At 47.1% G+C, this 21241-nt stretch carries 16 protein-coding genes; 1 reads left to right on the forward strand and 15 read right to left on the reverse strand.

Annotation, left to right across the window (positions count from 1 at the left end; translation table 11 throughout):
- Positions 1 to 193: 193 nt before the first annotated feature.
- Positions 194 to 1885 carry a hypothetical protein gene (locus U9S71_RS19340; RefSeq protein WP_326329436.1) on the forward strand — a complete coding sequence of 564 codons (1692 nt, stop codon included), beginning with the start codon at positions 194 to 196 and terminating at the stop codon, positions 1883 to 1885.
- A gap of 129 nt (positions 1886 to 2014) precedes the next feature.
- On the opposite strand, the gene U9S71_RS19345 is transcribed toward U9S71_RS19340, so the two are convergent.
- The 15 genes from U9S71_RS19345 to U9S71_RS19415 all read right to left on the reverse strand — a co-directional run bounded on the left by U9S71_RS19345 (position 2015) and on the right by U9S71_RS19415 (position 20733).
- Entirely contained in the window at positions 2015 to 2182 is a 168-nt protein-coding gene (locus U9S71_RS19345) for a hypothetical protein (protein WP_326329437.1), read from the reverse strand.
- A gap of 45 nt (positions 2183 to 2227) precedes the next feature.
- Entirely contained in the window at positions 2228 to 2956 is a 729-nt protein-coding gene (locus U9S71_RS19350) for a nucleotidyl transferase AbiEii/AbiGii toxin family protein (RefSeq protein ID WP_326329439.1), read from the reverse strand.
- Between the two features lie 58 nt (positions 2957 to 3014).
- Positions 3015 to 3281, reverse strand: a complete 267-nt coding sequence (locus U9S71_RS19355) for a DUF6922 domain-containing protein (protein ID WP_326329441.1) — start codon at positions 3279 to 3281, stop codon at positions 3015 to 3017.
- Positions 3282 to 3571: 290 nt separating this feature from the next.
- On the reverse strand, positions 3572 to 3748 hold the full coding sequence (locus U9S71_RS19360) for a BF3379 family histone-like protein (protein WP_326329443.1): 177 nt from the start codon (positions 3746 to 3748) through the stop codon (positions 3572 to 3574).
- A 234-nt stretch (positions 3749 to 3982) separates the two neighbouring features.
- Positions 3983 to 4369, reverse strand: a complete 387-nt coding sequence (locus U9S71_RS19365) for a hypothetical protein (protein WP_326329444.1) — start codon at positions 4367 to 4369, stop codon at positions 3983 to 3985.
- 54 nt (positions 4370 to 4423) lie between these two features.
- Positions 4424 to 5050: a class Ib ribonucleoside-diphosphate reductase assembly flavoprotein NrdI gene (gene nrdI, locus U9S71_RS19370; protein WP_326329446.1), complete on the reverse strand. Its 627-nt coding sequence runs from the start codon at positions 5048 to 5050 to the stop codon at positions 4424 to 4426.
- Positions 5051 to 5054: 4 nt separating this feature from the next.
- The gene (locus tag U9S71_RS19375) at positions 5055 to 5522 is read right to left on the reverse strand and encodes a hypothetical protein (RefSeq protein WP_326329448.1); all 468 of its coding nucleotides are present in this window, start codon (positions 5520 to 5522) and stop codon (positions 5055 to 5057) included.
- Between the two features lie 7 nt (positions 5523 to 5529).
- Entirely contained in the window at positions 5530 to 10695 is a 5166-nt protein-coding gene (locus U9S71_RS19380; RefSeq protein ID WP_326329450.1) for a helicase-like domain-containing protein, read from the reverse strand.
- A gap of 53 nt (positions 10696 to 10748) precedes the next feature.
- Positions 10749 to 11285, reverse strand: a complete 537-nt coding sequence (locus U9S71_RS19385; RefSeq protein ID WP_326329451.1) for a hypothetical protein — start codon at positions 11283 to 11285, stop codon at positions 10749 to 10751.
- 1 nt (position 11286) lies between these two features.
- Positions 11287 to 11976: a hypothetical protein gene (locus U9S71_RS19390; protein WP_326329453.1), complete on the reverse strand. Its 690-nt coding sequence runs from the start codon at positions 11974 to 11976 to the stop codon at positions 11287 to 11289.
- Position 11977: 1 nt separating this feature from the next.
- On the reverse strand, positions 11978 to 13081 hold the full coding sequence (locus tag U9S71_RS19395) for a hypothetical protein (protein ID WP_326329454.1): 1104 nt from the start codon (positions 13079 to 13081) through the stop codon (positions 11978 to 11980).
- Positions 13082 to 13093: 12 nt separating this feature from the next.
- The gene (locus tag U9S71_RS19400; RefSeq protein WP_326329456.1) at positions 13094 to 13300 is read right to left on the reverse strand and encodes a helix-turn-helix domain-containing protein; all 207 of its coding nucleotides are present in this window, start codon (positions 13298 to 13300) and stop codon (positions 13094 to 13096) included.
- Positions 13293 to 14399, reverse strand: coding sequence for a PorV/PorQ family protein (locus tag U9S71_RS19405; protein WP_326329459.1), 1107 nt, complete (start codon positions 14397 to 14399; stop codon positions 13293 to 13295). The genes U9S71_RS19400 and U9S71_RS19405 overlap by 8 nt, the downstream gene beginning before the upstream one ends.
- 2 nt (positions 14400 to 14401) lie before the next feature.
- Positions 14402 to 15103 (reverse strand): PKD domain-containing protein, encoded by a 702-nt coding sequence (locus U9S71_RS19410; protein ID WP_326329461.1) that lies wholly within the window; start codon positions 15101 to 15103, stop codon positions 14402 to 14404.
- The gene (locus tag U9S71_RS19415; protein WP_326329463.1) at positions 15100 to 20733 is read right to left on the reverse strand and encodes an Ig-like domain-containing protein; all 5634 of its coding nucleotides are present in this window, start codon (positions 20731 to 20733) and stop codon (positions 15100 to 15102) included. Before U9S71_RS19415 ends, U9S71_RS19410 begins: the two co-directional genes overlap by 4 nt.
- Between the last annotated feature and the right edge of the window lie 508 nt (positions 20734 to 21241).

The raw sequence follows: 21241 nt of genomic DNA on the forward strand, positions 1-21241 counted from the left end.
AGCTGACAGCGAATTGGAGACTGCTTTAAAAAGCGCGGGCAACAATAGGGCAGAGCTTGAATACGTACTGTCCTATTATTCGAGAGATAAAAAGGATAGTCTCAAACAAAAGGCGGCAATATATCTAATTAAGAATATGCCGTTTCATTATTCATACAATATTCCGGATTCGACAAGACACCAACTTACCGAAATGGAAACCAAATTAATTAGTTTGGAAAATGAACCTTTTGATGTTAGAAACCATGAATACACAAAATTTTTAGAATTTCATCAAAACCTCGATTTAAAAGCAGTCGAGGATATAAAAAACATAACATCCGAATATTTGATCAATAACATAGAGCAATCGTTTTTTCTATGGGAAAACCAAAAATGGACCCAACAGCTAACGTTTGATGAATTCTGTCAATATATCTTACCATATAAAATCTTTGATGGGCAGACCTTAGACAACTGGAAGGAATACCTTTTCAAAAAATACAATAATCTTTTGGCAAACTTGAAATACTCTTCAGTATATTCAAATAGCGTCTACATGTCATGTGACATTATAAATAAACGACTCAAAAAGGACATGAGTCCCATTGTACTTCCTAATAATAATAGGCCAATAATTAGCTTGAAAGCACTTTCTGCAATGACCTATGGACCATGTGATGCATATACCTCTTTGGCGAATGCGGTAATGCAAGCAAACGGCATACCCGTTGGTGAGGATTTTACTCCCCAGTGGCCTTTTAGGAGTTTGGGGCATTCTTGGAATTTTTTGAGAGAAAACAAAAATAACAATATCGTGTTTGAAGGAGCCAACGGAACTGTAGGAATGCCCCATAAAAAAGACCACATCTTGGCTAAAGTGTATCGACGCTCATTCGGGATAAATAGAGAGTTGGAGACTATAATTAGACATGGGGATGCGGTTCCACCTGTTTTTTCAAGTCCTTTTATCCACGATGTAACAGATGAATATTTATCAACAATTGATGTAGAAATAGACGTTGAATCAAAAAGAAAATATATCTATTTAGCAGTATTCGATAATAAGAACTGGAATATTTTAGCTTGGGGAAAAAACAATGCCGGCAGAGTCAAATTTAAAAAATTGGGGAAAGGGGTTTTATACATGCCGGTTGAATTCAATAACAATAACTTAAAATACATTGGTGACCCCTTCATAATACTTCACAATGGAGATATAGTGAAAGTATCACCAGATATTTCCAAAAAGCAAACCTTAAGATTGGAGAGGAAATACCCTCTATTTGGTGACGCATACACTATGAATTTAAGAAAAATTGACGCTAAAATACAGGCCGCCAACAATAGAGATTTTAGTGATTCTGTTACACTACACACTTTTGACAATCTAAATAATGAACTGATTATAAATGAAAGTCAAGATAGCTATAGGTATTGGAGGTTTCTATCTGCCGACAGCGGATTTACAAATGTTGCAGAATTAAAATTCTATAATAAGCAAAACTCACCCTTAATTGGTGAAATCATTGGCACTGAAGGTTCGTTTTTTGATTGGGATGACAATAAAAAAGAGGCTGCTTTTGACGGGAAACTTTTGACGTTTTTTAATTCGCCAGATGCAGATAGTAATTGGGTTGGAATGGATTTCAAGAAACAAGTTGTAATTAAACGTGTGACGTGTATTATGAGAGGTGATGGAAATGATATAGAGATAGGCGATGAATATGAGTTAAATTTTTGGAATGACGGTCAATGGCACTCTCTGGGCAGAAAAATTGCAAACGATATAGCCCTTGAATTTGACAATTGTCCTAAAAACGCACTATTTTTACTCCACAATAGAACAAAAGGCATTGAAGAGAGGGTTTTCACATATGAAAACGGCAAACAAGTATGGTGGTAAAATTATACTCCATTTAGTTTAACATAATGTAAATTATCGATATATGAAAAATCTTATAAAAGCACACCTTACCTTGGTTTAAGCAATTTTTGGTAACCTCTAGGGAAATAAAACCCGCAACGGGACAAGTTAAAGCTTTTCGATTTCAGCGATGGGTATCTTAGTTGTCTTGGCTATGAATTCAGCCGACAGGCCTTCTTTTTTCAATTCCCTTGCGATATCTATACTCCTCTTTCTTTCGCCCTTTTTAAAAAGATAATCCTTTTCTTCTTTGAAAAATTTCGTTATCGTTTCCATGACTTTTTCAAATTGCTGTCCGATATTACTATAACCAAACCAAACCTAACGGCCACGAAATGGCTTTTTCGTTTCCTTAAATTTCAGTCCACGTTCATCGGCGAGCGCCTTCAATTTTTCAATCCAGCGCAGTTGGAGCGCAAAAAACGAGATTCCAATCTCCGAATTCTCCGTAAAAACTATGCGGTTTCCCGATTTCCGTCTATCGCCGGCGTTATTGAAATTACCCAAGGGAGTAAGATCATCGGTTAAATCTTCTTTGGGTTTATACGTAGGTTTATTGAAAATATTTTCATCTGTAAGGGGGTTGTATGATGCATTTCTCTCAATCAGCACGTCATATATTTTTTCCAAACCATACTTCTCACTAAGGAGATGTAAATCATAAAAATCCTTCAACTCTCCCCTATCCGCTGCCGCGAGCAATTTTAGACTGCCTATATCCAGGTCATTGATCAGTCTGATACCGTCCACGGTTTCAATTTGATGAAGAATCTTGATGTTCTGGATAATCTGTATTTTGATATCGGTGTTGTTTTTACGTACAAAGGCGTTGATGAACGAGAGGTTTTCTGACCCACTATTTTCCAGGGCACATTCGAGGCCGGCATTACCATACATATCATGGAGAGCCTTAGAAATGCTCGCCATACGCCCAGCTCCAACGGTACTCGAAGAAAACAAGTCGGCATCGATCGATTCGCGGTGGTTATATTTTAGGGCAAGGTTCGTTCCACCTCCCAGGTAAAAATCAGATAACTCCGGAACTTCCATAAGTTCCAAAATAACTTTTCTTAAATCGTCGGAGACTCCGCTTTTCAAGTAAAAATAGTTAAACGCCCGGAATGAACTGATTGAAGGACTCGGGATCCATATGGTATCGGTCGGCAATAAACCGGATGGAATCATTCCCCCGGATGGCTTTGCTACCCTTGGCTACACGCTTAATGATTCGAACAGGGTAGAGTTGTTCGAGATTTTCTAGGTATTTCGGGTTTCTCATGCTTCCTGCCAGTACCCGCTCTATAATAAAATCCCTGTCTTTCTTGGCTGAAAGACTGTCCACGTCAACATCCCAAAACATGGCTCTCCTGAACATGGAGTCCAATTTCGGTTGTTTTTGCGATACAAGTATTTTATGTAAGAATCCCGGTTCCATACTTTAAAACCCTAATTAATACAAAATTACTAATTAATCCCCTTAATCCAGCAAATTTAATGCCCTTTTGGCTTGTGGAAAAACAGATGAAATAACGAAAAATACATGAAGCGATGGTATGATGGAAACGACCGCCAGTTTTTTGTTCTCTTCCATCATTCGTAACGGATAAAATCCGGCCGGCTCCGGTGACACTTCCACCGGAACCGTTGTATTCTCAAATTACCGGATTATTTTGCATTCTTGGCGGCGGTAACCGCATTCCGGATTTCCTGGGCCAAAGTTTTAACTTTCTGTAGGCCCGTACGTACACGGGTACCCGCGGCGCTGTTTCCTTTTTCAAAAAACTTTACGGCATCCTCCTCTATGGAAGCCACCAGCGATTTCAATTCATTGAATTTTTCCATTATAATAATACTAGTTAATTTACACTACGGCAAGTATAGTTATATTTATTGGGAGGTCCGGTATTATCAGAGGGTAATCGACCCCTACCCTACCCTTTCTGCATTGGAACGTTGCTAAGGCCGATGCATCAGGCATACGACCGGACACCGGCATTTGTGTAGTTAGGCCTGCAGGCGTATAAGGGAGAACGCCGCCCGGATGCCACCGGAAATATAGGTTGGATAACGTAAAAATTATGACTGTTCTCTGCGGGTAAGTTTAAACCAGTTGGTGTAATCTTCGGGAGTAAGGTTTTTTTTAAGGTAATTATAGTAACCCCTGTCACTTCTTTCGGAAGCATGAAGCCTAAGCGCCAACATCGTCCTGCATTTCTCAAAGCCCATTAGTTCCAACGAGGGCCTGACTCCTTCATCGAGCCCTTCAAGCCAGCTTTGGTAATCATCTTCATCCGGTTCACAGGCAACATCGTCATGGAACCTGTAAGTAAGATTTCCCACCCTGAAGAGTAACGCGTGTACCTCTCTGTCATCTTCAGAAAGTTTGGCGAGAAACCGTTCCTGATTCGTCCGTTGTTCCTCTAACGGGTGGTCGGTCATTTTAAGCTGTTCCTTATTCTCCATGACATTATAAAATAGGCTGTTATCTCAAAATCGTACTTATGGCCACAAAGTTAATCACTTTCCCGAAACCAGGGTATGCAGCTGCTCGATCACCTCCTGTTTATAGCCGACCATTCGCAGGACCTCCTGTTCACCATCGAGCGCCACGACGGTAGGCACTGAGCGCACGCGGTATTTGGCGGCCATATCGGGGTGGTCGAAAGGATTGATGTCACGGTAAGGGATTCCATGGCTGTCCAATGCCTTGGCCACGGTGCTGCATGTTACGCAGCTTTCTGTCTGGAATTTGATGATACGGAGATTAGTTTCCATGGTTTGTGGATTATTGATATAGTCGATAAAACTTTTCAATTCGTCATTGCTTCCTGAAATCTCGAATTTGGTATTGATGGGTATTCCGTACTGGAGGCTTATTTTATCCACGGCTGCGGCGAAGTTCCGGCCCCAGTTCCTGTTACCGCTACCGGATACGGAAATGATTTTCCGGTGGTTTTCCATCAGGAAGTTATCGACGATTGGGGGAATTTCGCCCCCCGGGCCGGTGTATGTGACCAGGTGTGCCCGGTCGAAGGGAACGGTATCGGGCAGCTCTGTAGCCCGGAGTTTGAACACGGATTGTTCAACGGCTTTGTTAACAAAGCGTTTGACGTTCCCGGTCCTGCTGGCGAATATGATAAGCATCCCATTAATGTTTGTTGGCCATCGTTTTCTGTTTAGCGACGGTCTGTTTCTGTTTGTAATCGCGCACCCAATCGATGTAGTATTCGAGCAAGAGCTTTTCCTCTTGTGAGAGCGCCAAGCCATTGGCCACTTTTCCCTGAAGGTTGTGGATGGCGTATGAGTACTCATCGAATTTTGATTGTTCGGTCGTTTCTTTCATGGGGGGTCGGGGTTTAATGTAAAGTTTGTAGACCACGGTGAGATTGTTTTTCGCGAGGATAATGAAGACAGCGGCCATGACGGTATGTGCGGCGGTCAGGACGATGGACTGGTCGCCGGTCCGGAGGATACTCAATATGATGAAAGCGGCTGTTACGGCGAGGGAGCTGTAGAGCACCGGCTCGGTAATTTTGCCCGCTTTCCAAGCGATAGCCGTCGCCCCGATGAATAGGGCTGCGGCTATGCAGATTCCTGTGATGGCTATGGCATCCATTGGCGTGTTACAATTTTGGGGTGATGTTGATGTTGTTGTCTTCGTCGTCGTCCCCGCCTTTCTTGCGGTTACCATTGATGATTTTCTTTTGCAATCGGTCGACTTCTTTTTTCAGTGACGCGATTTCGTCTTTTCTGGGATATGTTCCCTTGGTGAGTTCGGACAGCCGGGAGATATCCTTTTTGAGGATAGCCGCTTCCGTTTCCTTTCTTTCGAGGATGGAAGGTGTCCTGGCCAGGGCATTCAGAAAGAAGCGTGCCGCCAGCGCGGGGTTATCATTGAGGTATCCGCCGTTGAAGGTCATCCTTATCCCGTTCCGTTCGGCATAGAAAGTGTTTACGGGGTCGCGCTCGAACGTGCCGTTGGGTTGGTTCCAAACATACAGGTCGTGGCCATAAAGCGTTCCGATTTTCACGGGGGATGAAATCCCCCTGTTTTCGGAAATTTTGTTCAGGTGGACACCGATGTCCGCGGGTTCACCTGAGCTTACCCCGTCCAGCTGGATGGGGTTGAGTTTTTTGCCGTTCTTGTCCACGCGTATCGTTCCATCGAGGTAGGCGGCATTTTCCCGGAGTTTGGTAATATTGTCTTCCACTTGCTGGAGGGATGCTGTGAAGCGCTCGATGCGTGATTCGTTGCTGTGTTTTTCCTGTTCATAGTTAAATTCCTCGTTTAGTAGCATTTCGAGACGGCTTTCAAGTTTTGTCTTTTCGAGTAAGTCGGTATTGCCGTTCAGCAATGCCACGTATTCGGCGAGGTTCATGCCAGAGTTCTCGTCCATCGAGCCCTCGTCGATGCTTCGAGTTGTGCTCGAAGCGTTTTTTATCTGGTTGATGAATTTTGCTTTATTGTTTACCAGATTGAATTTGTACGCATCAAGTGTATTGTTGGTGGCGTAGAAATACTCATGTACTTCGTTGTTCTGGTGCTTTTCGGCTACCATGTTTCCCTTTCTTGCTGCACGTCCTGAGCGTTGTTCGATATCCGATGGGCGCCACGGGATATCGAGGTGGTGGGTGGCCACCATGCGTTCCTGGACATTAAGTCCGGTGCCGCATTTTTCCGTTGAGCCGATCAATACGCGTATCTCGCCACGGTTTACCATTCTGCAGAGCCTATCCTTTTTTGTAGGTGTGGAATCCCATTCGTGGATGAAAGCGATTTGCTCCTTGGGAATGCCGTGTTTATCCGAGAGTTTGTCGCGCAGGGCGTCGTAAATATTGAATTGTCCCGGTTTGGGGGTACCCAGGTCGGAGAAAACGATCTGGGTGCCTTTGTGCTTATCGAATTCGCTGTAATATTGCGCGATTTTAGCGGCGCTGACGGACACTTTGTTGTTAGGGTGATCGCCATATTCTTCGGGGTCTATAAGCCTGATATCAAGCGCCATTTTCTTCGCGGCATTGGTTGCTATGAGCATCTTTGCCGTTTCCTCGGATTCGGTGAGGGGTTCGCGTCCGATTAGGGTGGCATCGCCGGTTTCGGCGAATTCAATGAGGTTTGCTGTGAATTCCTCCTGGTCGGGTGTCTGGTCGGTATTAATAAGTATGGGTTTGTTAACCGGCTTTTTGAGGCCGATATCTTTATCGGACCGGTAATCTGTTATTTCACCATAGAACATGGCCAGTTCGGGCACTTTTATGAAATGGCGGAACCGCTCTTTCATGATGATTTTATTGGTGACGGAAACCTCCATTTCCGTTGTTTTCTTGGCGTATACAGCTGCCCACGAATCGAAATTGGATAGGCCCTGTTTCTCCATTTCTCCCGGCCTTAAGTATTTGAATTGGAGGTAAAGTTCAGTCAGTGAATTGGAAATGGTCGTTCCGGAAAGGAACGTTGCCCTGAGGTCGGTGCCGAACCGGTCCTGCAGGGTGCGGATGGCATACAGCATATTGGTTGCTTTCTGCGAACCCAATTGGGGAGAAAGCCCCGACACCCGTTTATGGCGGGTTGTATAGGACAGGTTCTTGAACATGTGGGATTCATCCACGATGATATGGTCGAGGCCCATTTCCCTGAAATTGGGCATATCATCCTTAAGCTGTTCGATGCGGAATTGTACTTCTTTGAGATTGGCAGTAAGGTTCTGTTGCATTTTAATCATGCCTTTCTGCATGGACCTCGATATATCGCCTCCCAATTGATTAACCGAATCGAGGTCTGCCTCCACGTTGGCCAGTTCCTGTTTGATAATGCTTTGCATGATGGCGGGATCCTGGGGGATGGTTTTGAATTGGTCGTGTGTCATGTATACGGCATCCCAATTATTCTGCTGGATCTGGCGGAATAGCCGCTCCCTGTTTTTGGGTGTGAAATCCTTTGGCTCGGGCGCAAGTATCCTATCATTTGGATAGGCAAGCCGGTGTTCCTCTGCAAGTGCCTGAATGTTGGCTTTCATCCCCAGCACCAGTGGTTTGGAAACGACATTCATTTTCTTCATTTGGTGGGCGGTAACAGCTATGATCAGGGATTTTCCGCCACCTACGGCGTGGTCCACGATTCCGCCGCCGTTCAATGCGTTCATCATGACGGCATCGCGCTGGCTTTGGTAGAGTGAAGGGATATCAAGGTTCTTCAGGTTTACATCATCAAGCTGGAGTAAGGAGCCGTCGTACCTTTCTTTGTGGATGGCATTGAATAGCCTGTTATAAGTCTGTTCAAGTTCTTTCTGGTGGCTTTTACGAGCGGGGTCTGCCAGCCATTTCTGGAATTCGGAACGGATGAGTTCCGTCTTGCGGAATACCTCGCGTGTGGCGTTATGGTCGATTTGTTTTATTTCGCTTCCATCTGCATCCGTGACTGTATAGGTAATGATGGGGGAGTTATGCAGCATGGCATTCTCGAACATCCATTTACCTGTATAACGCTGGGCGATAGCCTTCACGGAAAAGGTGTTTTCATTGTCGATGCTATAGCCGTTGAGTTTTATTTTGAAAAGGTCTGCCGACTTGAAGAATTTGACATCTGCGTCGACGTTGAAAAGATGGGAGGCGAATTCGCTGTATATTTTCATTGGAACCCACCGTTCGCCAAGGGCGATATCGATTTTAGAAAACGGGATGATTTGTGGTATGGCTTCTTTGAGTGCACGGCCGGTGCGCTTAAGTTCCGGTTTCAGTGCATCATTCATGGGATTGTCCAGCTGCTGTATCACCCGTTCCATTTTCTCATAGGTATTCCCCGTGAGCACTTTCTCGCGGATGTGGTATTTTAGCGTGTGCGGATCCAACAGGATCCGGTCGGACAGGCTGCTGATGACCTGCTTTACAGGTATGCCCCATTTCCTGGCAATTTCTTCCGGAAGAACGGCATTGAATCTATTGATGGAATAAATAAGGCCGGAGGCCGCGTCGGTGACCTCGATTTCTTTTCTGATATGGATAGGTTCGCGGAAGATGTCTGCTTTCTGCCAGTTGATTTTCCGGGCGTTGGTCTGCCTTTCCGAGCGGGGCGGCATCCGTTCCAGACCGGCTATGTCCCAAGCATGGGTGTTGTCGGTTTCAAGTAACGCCCGGTTTTTGGTGTCGTTGATGAATCCATGCCGGAGGATGAAGCGGTCATATGCTTTGTTGAGTTCGCCCCTGGTGGCATTTTCGGGTTGTTGATTATCCCTTTCGCTGCTTTGCAGCTTCAGGTAAGTATCGCGGAGCTGGAGGTAGTCGGTAAGCTGTTGGGGGCTTACGCCATCGAGTTGGACCGCCGCTGATAGTGTTGGTTCTTCCGGTGAACCATTGAGGTAGTGGAAGGCTGTTCCCGTATAGACTAAGGAACCCTGTTTCAGGAATACGGGCAGCGATTGCAGGTCGTGTCTGAAGTGCTGCGTATCCGATTGCGGAACAGGCTGTGGTTTTGGCTCGGGTGCAGGGGGAGCCGGTTCCGGCATTGTTTGGGCCGGGTTATCTGCGGTTGCGAACATATCAAACAGGGAAAGTTGTGTGGCAGCTTTCCTTCCTTTTCCCTGCTTTGCAGATTGGTGTTCGACAATCTTCTGGATGGGAACGGCCAGCTGGGACTTGATGGTGCTTTCAAGCTCTTTTAGTTGAAGGTTACTCCGTAGTTTAACGGTAAGTTCTTCGGCAAGTTCGCTGATGGGTTTATTGTAGAAGTAAACGTATGCCTTACGGCCGTATTGATTGGTGTCAAGTTTCGTTTCGGTTTGGATTATGCTTCCGGGATTATTACGGTAGTAATCATTCAGACGCCGTCCGTCATCGGCAAGGCTGGTGGAGACCCACTCTTTGTCTTTTTCGGAAAGCGATGGCTTGGGTGTGGTGCGCTTGCGTAGAATAATTAAATCTGACTGGGCCTCCGTGCCCGCATGGTTTGAAAAGAGGTTATCCGGCAAGCGGATTGATGAAAGTATGTCGCATGTATTGGCAAGTAACACACGTTCCGGCTGGTTGGACGGACTATCCATAAGTGATGACGTTGTGATAAAAGCCATTACTCCGCCGGGTTTGAGGACATGGATTGTTTTTGCGAAAAAATAGCCGTGTAGACTTTTTCGGCTATTCCTTACAAGTTTGTTTTTGCTTGTGGCCAGTTCTGGATCGAATATCCGAACATCCCCGAAAGGGATGTTTGATATGGCAAGGTCAAAATGGTTGTTGTGGTTCTGCAGGTTCTCGTAACCACCGGTGGTTTGGTATGCATCCGGATGCAGGTGTTTAAGTAACATGGATGTCAATACGTCCTTTTCAACGACCCTAACTTCATCGGGTTTTCTACCAGACTCCCTTTCCAATGCTTCAACGAATGCACCGGCGCCGGCGGATGGTTCGATAACGCGGAATTGCGTTCCGTTACGGTCCACTGTTTGGAGTACCGCTGAAGTAATTGCGCGGGTTATTTCCATAGGTGTATAAAATGCCGATAAAGTGGAATTCTGTAAGGATTTGATCATTTCTCCATAGGTGTCCCGGTCCGTATTGGATTTTATGGTATCATGGAGTTCGGTAAACAGTGGGCGCAGCTGGCGGTCTGATTCAGACTTCCAGTAGCTGTCTTCTTCAATGGGGTTCAGTATAGCCTTTAAGGCACCAAACCCAACATAGGATTTAATGGTTTGCTTTTCCTGCGGCGTTGCCTGCCTTTTTTCGTTTTCAAGTACAAAAAGCAATTTAATGACGTTGATATTAGTTTGTAACGCTGCGCGTCTATTGAATGCCATATCGGGGTAGTAATCTGAGTTAAACTAAATTGGGTCCTGTTGACCCGGTAATGCTATTGTAACGGGCCGGTGCTTTTATGCGTAGCATTAGTGGAAGCTTCGAGCGAAAGGCTGTTATAGGCTTTGATCGTCAGCTGTTTGATTCTGTCTTCTTCTTCCTTGGTATAGCCTGCTGCATAGGGTGGAATATAGAGGCGGCTTTTCCGTGCTTCGCTATCATTCACGTCGAAATAAACGCGCTTTGCTATTTCGGCCATGAAGCCCATGTATTTGTCGTCGTCGAGTTCCTTCAGTTGCTTGTATATTTCCGGGTACTGTTCAAGGACATCAGCGACTTCATCCGAGTAGGCGTTCCCCAATTCGGATAACAGTTCTTTCATAGCGAATTCGTGTGCGGTTTGTTTGTCTTCGCCCGAATCGATTAACCGGTGGTATTCCTCTGCAGTGTGTTCTGCGTGAGAACGAAGAATTGCCCGAAGTTCATCTTCCTCGTGAATGAGGGAGGCTTCGGGATAATGTGATTCTACCAACCGGTTCAATTCGTTGTAAAATGATAGTGCGGTTTTACGCAGTTCTTCTAAATGTGCCATGTTAACTGATTTTAGTAGAGATGGATGATTTCTGTTTGATGCTCCGGAAAGCATCGATGATTCTTTTCTTGGCCGATGGCGATGCAGCCATTTTGACTTTGTAGGTTTTTCCGTCCCTGTTCAGGACGGGCCCGATCATAAAGCGGTCGCCGTTCGCGTTGCGTACGAATACCGGCTTCTTGGCGGCGAAGGCCTGTTGTTGCGCTTTGCTGAAGTGGATAATGGTACCGTCCTTCAGCTTGATGGATTTGGGGACTCGGATGGCACGGTCGGGGTTTGCGGTTTCTCCTGAGAGGGGTGATATTTTCTCGGAGGAAAGCTTTTCCGTTGGTGCTTTGGCCTGGGCGGTTATTTCCTCTAGCGATTTTTTCAACCTGACCAGTTCCGATATGTGCGGGTTGTTGACTTGTAGATGGGGATTGACGGACACGGCATGGAGCGTGCTGTTCAGTAGCTTCAGCTGCTGTTCCCGTGTCATGTTTTCCCTGATATAGGCAAGGAAGTGCCCTTCCATTGCTTTTTCCAGTTGGCGGTTCAGTGATCCCATGGATTTGTCGGTGGCTTGGCTAAGGAATGCCTTTGCCCATAGCTTGACCAACTCCTGTTTGGAGTTGATTTTCTTATCGATGTCGACCGATTCTCCTGCGATATCGGCTTTATACCGTACGGTGATATTGATGTCGTTCCTCATTTTAAAATCTGTGTTTCGGACGTTGTGCCTTGATGGTTTTATTTTCTTGTTGCTTCGGCTGTGATACTTTGACGGTAACACCGCTTTTGGAACCGGGTTTATAGGATATGAATACTTCAACGCGGTTTTTGTGGTGCATGACCTTTACGGTTTTGCCGTTGATGATATCCATGCCCTGATTTGTCGTTAAATGGACCGCGCTGCCGTCCTGGAATTTTATTTCGGACGGGATCATTTTGGGTTCTTTCGGCCTTTCCGCGAATGTAGCGTTGTTGAAACGCACTTTCCTTGTGGGTTGGCCCGGCTGTATCCGTTCAATCGTTTCATGCGAGAGGATTTCGAACGGTTCCTTTGTCGAGCCTATCTGGTAATATGTGTCGGATCCGGCCGGCTGGAATTTACCGGTCCGCACGAGTTTTTCCCGATCGATGGCATGGCCATCGATATTATCGGGTATGCCCGCAAGGAAGTCTTCGGGGATGTTGGGTTTCGGGGCGTTTTGGGGGTCTTTGCGATACGCAACCAAATCGTCGTATGTTCCGGCATCAAGGTCGTAAAAACTTAGCTCAACGGGCTTGGAGAGCGTTTCAGGGAATATTTCGTTCGCCTCGATTTCGTCCTCGGTAAGGTTGAAAGTTATGGCACCCTCCCCTTCGTATATTTTATCCAATTGGAAGGTTTGGGCCATGCTGGCGGAATTCAATGATTCCCCGTCATAATCATACCCAAAAGCCATATCGAGCAAATAGTAAGCGTGCTTTTGTTCGTCCGGACTTAAAAGTGAGGTAATGTTTTTGAGTTTCGTTTCAGCGTCTTCGTCCCCTGAGATCAACATCATGTGGTCAACGAGCTCGTCGATGTTGTTCGCCTCGGTTAATTTGGTAACCGTGTCGCTTACAGCGACCGGCATGGTTACATCCTCCAACCTGTGTTCAAGGGTAGTGTCCGGCCCGGGCCATTGTTTTTTTGGACTTTCAAATAATGCGTCCGTGAAGTCATCCCCATCTGGATTGTATAACGGATTGCGGTCTGGATTTGCGCTGTTTCCGTATTTCTCATCGAATCGCTTGTTGGCTTCTTCTTCGTTGTATTTTTTCTTTTTCATGGCCATATGATTTTAGTTGTCCGTTAAATCATTGAGATCGGCTCCTTTTTCTTTCAGGAAAAGGACATACCGGATGAAGTTCTGGTCGCTTTTGTTGTTCTCCATGTAGGATATGTTAGCCTGGGGGATATCGAGTTCCCTTGCAACCTCCTGCTGCGTAAGGTTTAGCGCCTTACGTATCTGTTTCAGGTTAAGCACTTTTGTTTCTGTGTTATTCATAAATCATAAATGATAAGCCGATTTTATACATATTGGACATCCCGATGGTGTTATCCCCGGTGGGGAAAACGTACGCGCCATCTATGGATATTACCCTTGAGTCGAAGAAAAGGTTTATCCCCAGACCAGCCGTAAGTAGGCTGCGTTTGTTAAACGCTTCGGCTTCCTTTTCATACCCTGCGCGTATGGAGAATTGGTCAATAAAAGAGAGTTGGCCACCGATGGCAAAGCCTGGGCCGGACATACCACCGACCGACTGCCCGATTCCATCAATGGCTCCACCGACATGGTAGTCTTCGCTATATGAAGGCAGCAAGGGCAGGTTCGCTTCTATGCCGATATAGGCCTGAATATCGTCTATGTCGCCGAAGTCCGCGCCGATACCGAGCCGTGCGACCTGCGGTAGGTAAGCGGCCTGTTCGCTGTTTTCGGAGTATTTCAGCTTGGTGCCGACATTCTGTATGACAAGCCCCATGTTAAAGTTGCCGTTGGCCATTGGTATTTTTCCGAATACACCCGCATCGACGGCCACGGCCGTTGCATTGCCGCTGTAGCCCATGGATTCGAGTGAAGCGCTGCCGAGCCTGGAGAGGATGATTTTCGGCGTCAGGCCCATGCTCCAGTATTCGCCAAAGCGTTTGCTGTATGTGGCGGATATGGCGAACTCCCTTGGTCTTACGTAGTCCGTTTCGTTGCCCATGTTATCGGTAAAGAAAACATCCCCGTAGGTCAGGTATTGCAGCCCGAAGGAAAGATAGCTTTCGTTGTAACTACCGCCACCCACCCAATGGTTGGTAGAGAGGCTGATGAGTTTTATATCCTTGGTCAGGGCCGATACCAGCGGAATGTAAGACATCGAGACGTCGTTGAGCATGGTCCTGTTGTGCTGGAACGATACGCGCGCCGGGTTGGAGAATATGGCGAAAGCATCTCCGTTATGGGCGGAGCGCAGGTTCCCCATGCCCGAGCTTTTAATGTCGTTGTTGACGTTCAGGAATTCCGCTCCGGTGGGTGTGGCCTGTCGCTGTTCCTGCGCGTGCAGCGGGGAAGCGGCAGCAAGTGCGGCGACAGTTATGATATGTTTCAGGGGTTTGCGCATAATCAATTGATGATAATTTGGGTTTCCAAGGGTTCCGAATAATCGCCGTCGTTATCCATTACCCGGAGGGAAACGGTGTAGGTGCCGGCACCGGAGAACACATGGTATACAACGGGTTGCGGCGTGGTGAACACGCTTCCGGATATATTGTATTCGTAGGCCACCACCTCTCCCCCGAAGCGTTCGTCGGCATCGTGGGAGCGGGTGGCGTCAAAAGCATATTCATAGCCGTTTACCTGCCTGTTGTCCATCTGTGCTACCGGTGGCAGGTTTCTGAAGGCAAACAGGTTGAGTGTGGCCGTCGATGTCTGGTTGAAGCTGTCTTCGGCTACGAAATGGATGGTTGTGTTTCCTGTCTGTTTCGGTGAGAGTGACAGGTCGACGAATTCCTGGTCCACGCGCACCGATGGCCGTTCCATTTCCATTCCATTGTAGTAGCCGGTGACCTTGCCGGAATCGAGTACGATGGCGCATTTCCATAGGTTCTCGTTCGGGTCGGCCAGCTTCAGGCTCACGGTGTAGTACGAAGGTGAGTCCTCGTAATACCGGATGCTGTCGGTCATTTCCTTGGTGAGGGAATCAGCCGATGATACAAAATGGATCTCCGGTGGGGTGTTAAAGGACTGTATGGTGTCCTCCCTGTCCGAACAGGACAGGGATGCGGTGCCAGAGACACAAAGGGCAAATAGCGCTATCCTCCTCATAATTTCAATATTTTAAAGGTTTCCATTGTCGACCGGCCACCATCTTCCCTGAGGACCACCAAGTAGTAGGTCTGCGCAACCAAGCGGTTGATGCCGGGCAGCTCGAATTCATTTGCGCCCGGTTGGATGGTGACTTTCTCGTAGGACACCAGTTTTCCCGATATGGTGTATATTTCGAGCAATGCGGGAATGCTTTTCTGCGTTTCGTTGTATGTGCGCATCCTTGCCTGGTCGGTAACCGGGTTGGGGTAAACGACCGTTTGGGTGAATGGCCGGTCGTCCTCTGCCGGTTCGGTTTCATTTTCCGGTGGATCGTAGGATACGGTGTCGGTGTTAACCGTTACCGTTATTTCCTTGTCGGCCATGCAACCCTCTACTGAAAAAGCTCGTACCTTGACGGTGTACTCACCCGGCTTATTAAAGTAATGCTTGGGTTGGTTCTCTGAAGAAGAAAAGCCATCACTGAAATCCCATTCCCAACGGACGGCAGGTGCGCTATCGGGCAGTTCATTTAGGGTAAACGTTACCGGTGTACCCTGTAGCACTTCTGTAGCTGAAGCATTCAGGGTGAAGTACGGTGTCATCGAGGTAATGTTGACTGCTTGCCGCAAAGAGCTGCAGGTTTTATCGGATACGGCTTCCACGTATATCGTTTCATTGACAGTGACGGTAAATGAAATGGTCTTACCCTCTGCGAAAGGATCCATTTCATCTGGGCGGTACCACCGATAGATGATATCCATTCCGCCGGCTACGTTGCTGCTTGCAGTCAGCGTAAGGGTCGTGTTGGCGCACACGGGTTGGTTACCAGTTACGGTAGGTGTTTCCGGTGCAGGCATCACGGTAATCGTCCTTGTTGCCGTAGTCACGCAATTAGCGGCATTTACGTACACATAAGTTATCAAGTGGGTGCCGATCCCTGCTTCCGACGGTATGAACCTCCTGCCGGTTACCCCCTGTCCGGATATTTCCGTTTCCACTGGAACGCCCGGCGCATCGAGCGGTACTTCAGGACCGTTGATGCAGACCGTCGTATCGGGGCCTGGCTCTATCGATTTCAGCGGCACCACTTCAATCATGAAGGAAGTAAACGATTCGCACCCGTATTCGCTTATTGTGGAATAAGTGATTTCATGGAAACCTACTCCTGCAATTTCAGGATTAAAAAATTTGTGGGTTACCGCTGTGCCGGAATACCTACCGTTATCAAAACTATTTGTGTTGATGGAATCAAGGTTCAATTCCGGCGCGTTAACGCACATCATGAAGTCCGGGATGGTTTGGAGCGGAATGGGTTCATGCGCCGATACTTGGAAGCTTTCGGAAGTGCGTTCGCAATTATTCTCGTTAACGACTGTTACGGTATATTCTCCACTTTCCGTTACCCGTATCGAACGGGTGGTTTCTCCGGTGCTCCAGCGGTAAAGTTGTCCCTCACTCGCGGTAAGAATGGTGGTGTCACCTATGCAGAAATCCTGTCCGAGTGATGATGTGATGGTAGGAACATCGTTGGGTGTCACTGTAACGGATATTGTTTGGCTTTGGCTTTGGCATCCTTCCGTATTGGTTGTGACCACGTAATAATCGCCAGGATTTCTCACGGTTATCGACTGTGTGGTTGCCCCGTTTGACCATAGGTAAGAAACGGACGGTGAAGCGGTAAGAATAACGCTATCACCATCGCAGAATACAGTAGAACCTGTAATGGTAATTGTTGGTACGGGGTTCGGGGTCACACGAACGGTTATCGGCTCACTTGAGCGTTCGCAACCCTCTTCATTTGAAACATACGCCACGAGGTTAGCCGAAGATTTAACCGTGATGCTTTTTGTGGTGGCACCGTTGCTCCAACGGTAACCGGTTGCCTCCTGGTCGATGATCAGTGTTACACTATCGCCCGCGCAAAATTCAAGCTGGCCAAGTATCGACACGGTCGGTTTGGGCAGCGGGTACACGGTGACTTCGACATCCTCGCTGCTGCGTGAGCATCCATCGGGTGTTTGGGAAGACACGTAATAGGTTCCCCCCGTAGTAACAGTTATGGATGAACCTTCCTGACCATCTGACCATACGTAGATATAACCGGCAATAGGTGTAACCGATAATCGCACGCTGTCGCCCTCGCAAAATACAGTGGGCCCTGAAGTATTAATTACAGGTATCGGATTAGGGGTTACAACAACTGAAATAGGGTCGCTCGCCCGTTCGCAGCCTTCCTCATTAGAAATATAAGCGGTTACGGTCTGGCTTTTCCCCACTTTTATGCTCTGCGTCGTTGCGCCGTTGCTCCAGCGGTAGCTGGTTGCCACCTGGTCGATGGTCAGCGTTACACTATCTCCTTGACATATTTCCAGTTGCCCCGTTACGGATATTGTTGGCTTCGGCAATGGGAAAACCACGACATCAACAGGGTTACTGTTTGAAGAACAATTGTCAGGTGTAATTGCGGTTACAAAGTATGTTCCGGTGGCGAAAACGGATATGGAGTGTCCTTGCTGCCCGTTTGACCACAAATAGGTATAGCCTGAAATTGGGGTAACCGAAAGCGTTACACTGTCTCCCTCGCAGAATTCGGTCTGCCCCGTTATGTTCACGGTTGGGATTGGGTTGGGATTAACGACAACGGTGACCGGGTCACTTGCCCGTTCGCAGCCTTCCTCATTGGTGATATAGGCGGTAAGGGTTTGATTGACCGCTACGGTGATGCTCCGTGTCGTCGCACCGTTGCTCCAGCGATAGCTAGCCCCAACCTGATCGATACTCAATGTTACGCTGTCATCGCTGCAAAATTCCAGCGGCCCATTCGCGGATATTGTTGGTTTTGGTAATGGATGAACGGTAATCGTGATGTCTTCGGAGGTTGCTTCGCAGCCTTCTGAATTGATTACCTTCAGGTTGATGGTAGCACTAGAATGAAGTGTGATGCTCCGTGTCGTCGCACCATTGCTCCATAAATAATCGCCTTCTTGGTTGGCGGTCAATACAACACTGTCACCTTCGCAGAAAGTTGTGTTCCCGAAGATCGAAATCGACACGGGTTTGTTGTCCTTTACGCTTATGCTGATTGGGTCGCTTGCCCGTTCGCAGCCTTCTTCATTTTGGATATAACCGATAAAAGTGCCTCCGGTTTTTACGGTAATGCTTCTTGTTGTTTCTCCCGTATTCCAACGGTATGAGTCCGCAGTCTGGTCAATCGTAAGAACAAGGCTGTCGCTATTACAGATGTCGATATCATTATTAGCCGAAATGGTTGGTTTGGCTATAGGGTTAACGGTTATTTCTATGATTTGAGATACAGCCGAACAACCATTTTCATTTTCGGCAATAACATAATACTGTCCTTGATCCTTTACTTTAATGCTGTGTGTCTGCAGACCGTTCGACCAACGGTAATTTACACCTGGCATGGGATTGGTTACAGAAAGAATTACGCTATCCCCCTCGCAGAATTCAGTAAGGCCCAGGGCCTGAATATTAGGTGCAGTATTCGGAAGCATCGTGACAGCAATGGGGTCACTTGCGCGTTCGCAACCGTCATCATTGGTGATGTAAGCGGTCACAGTCTGGCTGGTGGCAACGGTTATGCTTTTCGTTGTCTCACCATTACTCCAGCGATATGAGCTCCCGGTTTGATTGATGGTAAGTGTTACCGATTCGCCCTGACAAAATTCCAAAGGCCCAGATGTTGTGATTAATGGTTTTTCAAGCGGGCTGACCTCGATATCGATTAGGTTCGAAATTTGGGAACATCCATTATCATTTTGTGCCACTACATAGTATTGCCCGTTCTGTTTTACTTTTATTTGGTGGGCCTGTTGCCCGTTTGACCAGGTATAAGAAATTCCCGGCAGTGGGTTTGAAATGCTCAAAGTTACACTGTCACCCTCGCAAAACTCCGTAGGCCCTAGCGCTTGGATAGATGGCTTTGAATTGGCCAGTACAGCTACATTTACAGGATCGCTGGCTCGTTCGCACTCGCCATTGCTGATGTAGGCGATGTAATTGCCGGAGGCTTTCACTGCGTTGGTTGGGCCCTCGGTCCCGTCCGACCAACGTACAGTTGTTCCAGGAGATAAGTTTGTGACTGTCATCACTACGCTGTCTCCCTCGCAGAACGTTGTGTTTCCCGATAAAGTAACCTGTGGTTTCTGTATTGGATTTACCGTTACACTGAGGGTTTCAGATGAATTGGAACAGTCATTGTCATTGACGGCTATTACATAATATTCACCGGCCACCGACACTTCATTCTGTATACCCGTTTCACCGTTGCTCCATTGATAGGCATATCCGGCTTGCGCGTTGGTAACCTGCAGGGTTACTGTTTCCCCCTCGCATATTTCCGTTGAAGAGAGGGGTGCGATTTCAGGCACCTGGCTCTGGAGAACCGTTACGGTAACCGGATCGCTAGTGCTTTCGCATCCGGCTATGTTGGTTACAGTTACTGTATATTGCCCCGTATTATCGGTGGTTATTTCCCGTGTTGTTTCCCCGTTTGACCATAAGTAGGATGCTCCCGTCGAAGCTGTAAGCGTAACGGAACCACCCTCGCAGAATTCAATGGGGCCGGTAGCGAAAATAGTTGGTTTGAGATTGGGTATCACTACGACTTCGACGGTTTCGCTTTCAGACACGCAACCGTTGCTGTTGTTGGCCCTTACGGAATAAATTCCCGTTTCGGTTACCGTGATGCTTTGCCCGTTTTCGCCATTGCTCCATGATAAGTTAGCTGGAGCTGAGCCGTTAGGCATGGAGGCGGTGAGGATAACGGAACCTCCTTCGCAGAATTCAAGAGTGCCACTGACAATGATTTCCGGCGTGGGGTTTGGTTGTACGATAATGGTAACCGGTTCCGACGTGTTACTGCAACCGTTTTCGTTGGTAACACGAACGCGGTAAGTACCGGTTTCGGAAGTCGAGAACAACTGGTTTGATCCGATGACGCTATTATCTTCGTCGAGCCATTCATGGGTTATACCCTCCCCTTCTGGACCCGACAATACAGCTGTTTCCCCCTCGCATATCCTATCGCCACCTGTTTGAATGGTAATTTCCGCATCGGGCCAAGGGGTTGCTGTTAGAGAAACTGTTTCGGATATCGTGGAACAATCACCGTTACTAACCGTCACGCTTATTGCATTAACGGTATTGGTGACGGTGATCTCCCTGCTGGTGTGGCCTGTACTCCATTCATACGTGTAGTTCATCCCTTCGGGTGCTTCGGGGGCAGATAGTGTCACCTGCGTACCCGCACAAAATGTCGTTCCGGGGATGGATGTAGTGATTTTGGCAACAGGTAGCGCAGTTACTTTAAGATCGATTGACTTAGAATACAACCCGTTGTCGTACTGCTTTGAGGCAGTAATGGTATACGTTCCCGCCTCAAAATTGCTTTTTTCAATGATATTGCCTGTCTGTATGGTCCCGGATTCATTGCTTAACTTGAATGTAACGCCGGACTTGTCGCTAAAATAATCATAAAGATCCAGCGTCCCGTCCCCCTCGCAGAAAGAGATTAAATCGGTTTCAGGCAGATCGATGAATGATGCCAATACGGACCTGATGGTGAATGTGTATACCTCCTGAACTAATGGGGCTCCTCCGTCACCCTGAACAGATTCCGTTCTCACATAATGGTTTCCGCTGGTTGGTGGTAGACGCGAAGTGCCAAACCCACTACGCTCTTCTTGTGTATGAAAACTTCTGATGGGCTTATTTATAACGGTAAATTCTACTTGTTCATCCGTTGACGGCGTATAATTAATTGAGGGAAAATCAGTTTGACTAAATCCTTGTCTATAATAAAATACAGCATAGTACTGATACATATAATAATCGTGGTTAAACCATCCTGATCTTACCCTCCAATAACGGTCAAATAATTTTGCAGGAGGTAATCCGTGAAGGGTGATAGACGGCCCGGTTGCTCCAACAGCCGGGAAGTAAACAACTAACTCTCGTTCATTATTTTGGAAGAAGTTGGGCATATGGAAACCAAAAACCCAAGCCTGAGGAAGGTATTGTATATCAACGGTAAATTGAGAAGACGCTGATAAGTCAAGTGGATCCGTGTTTTGAGAAGTCGAGTTTATCATCGGGTTTATGATGCCGGACCAATAATAAGGATAAATTCGAGTT

Origin of the sequence: Parapedobacter flavus (genome assembly GCF_035818675.1) — a bacterium.
GTDB lineage: Bacteria > Bacteroidota > Bacteroidia > Sphingobacteriales > Sphingobacteriaceae > Parapedobacter > Parapedobacter flavus.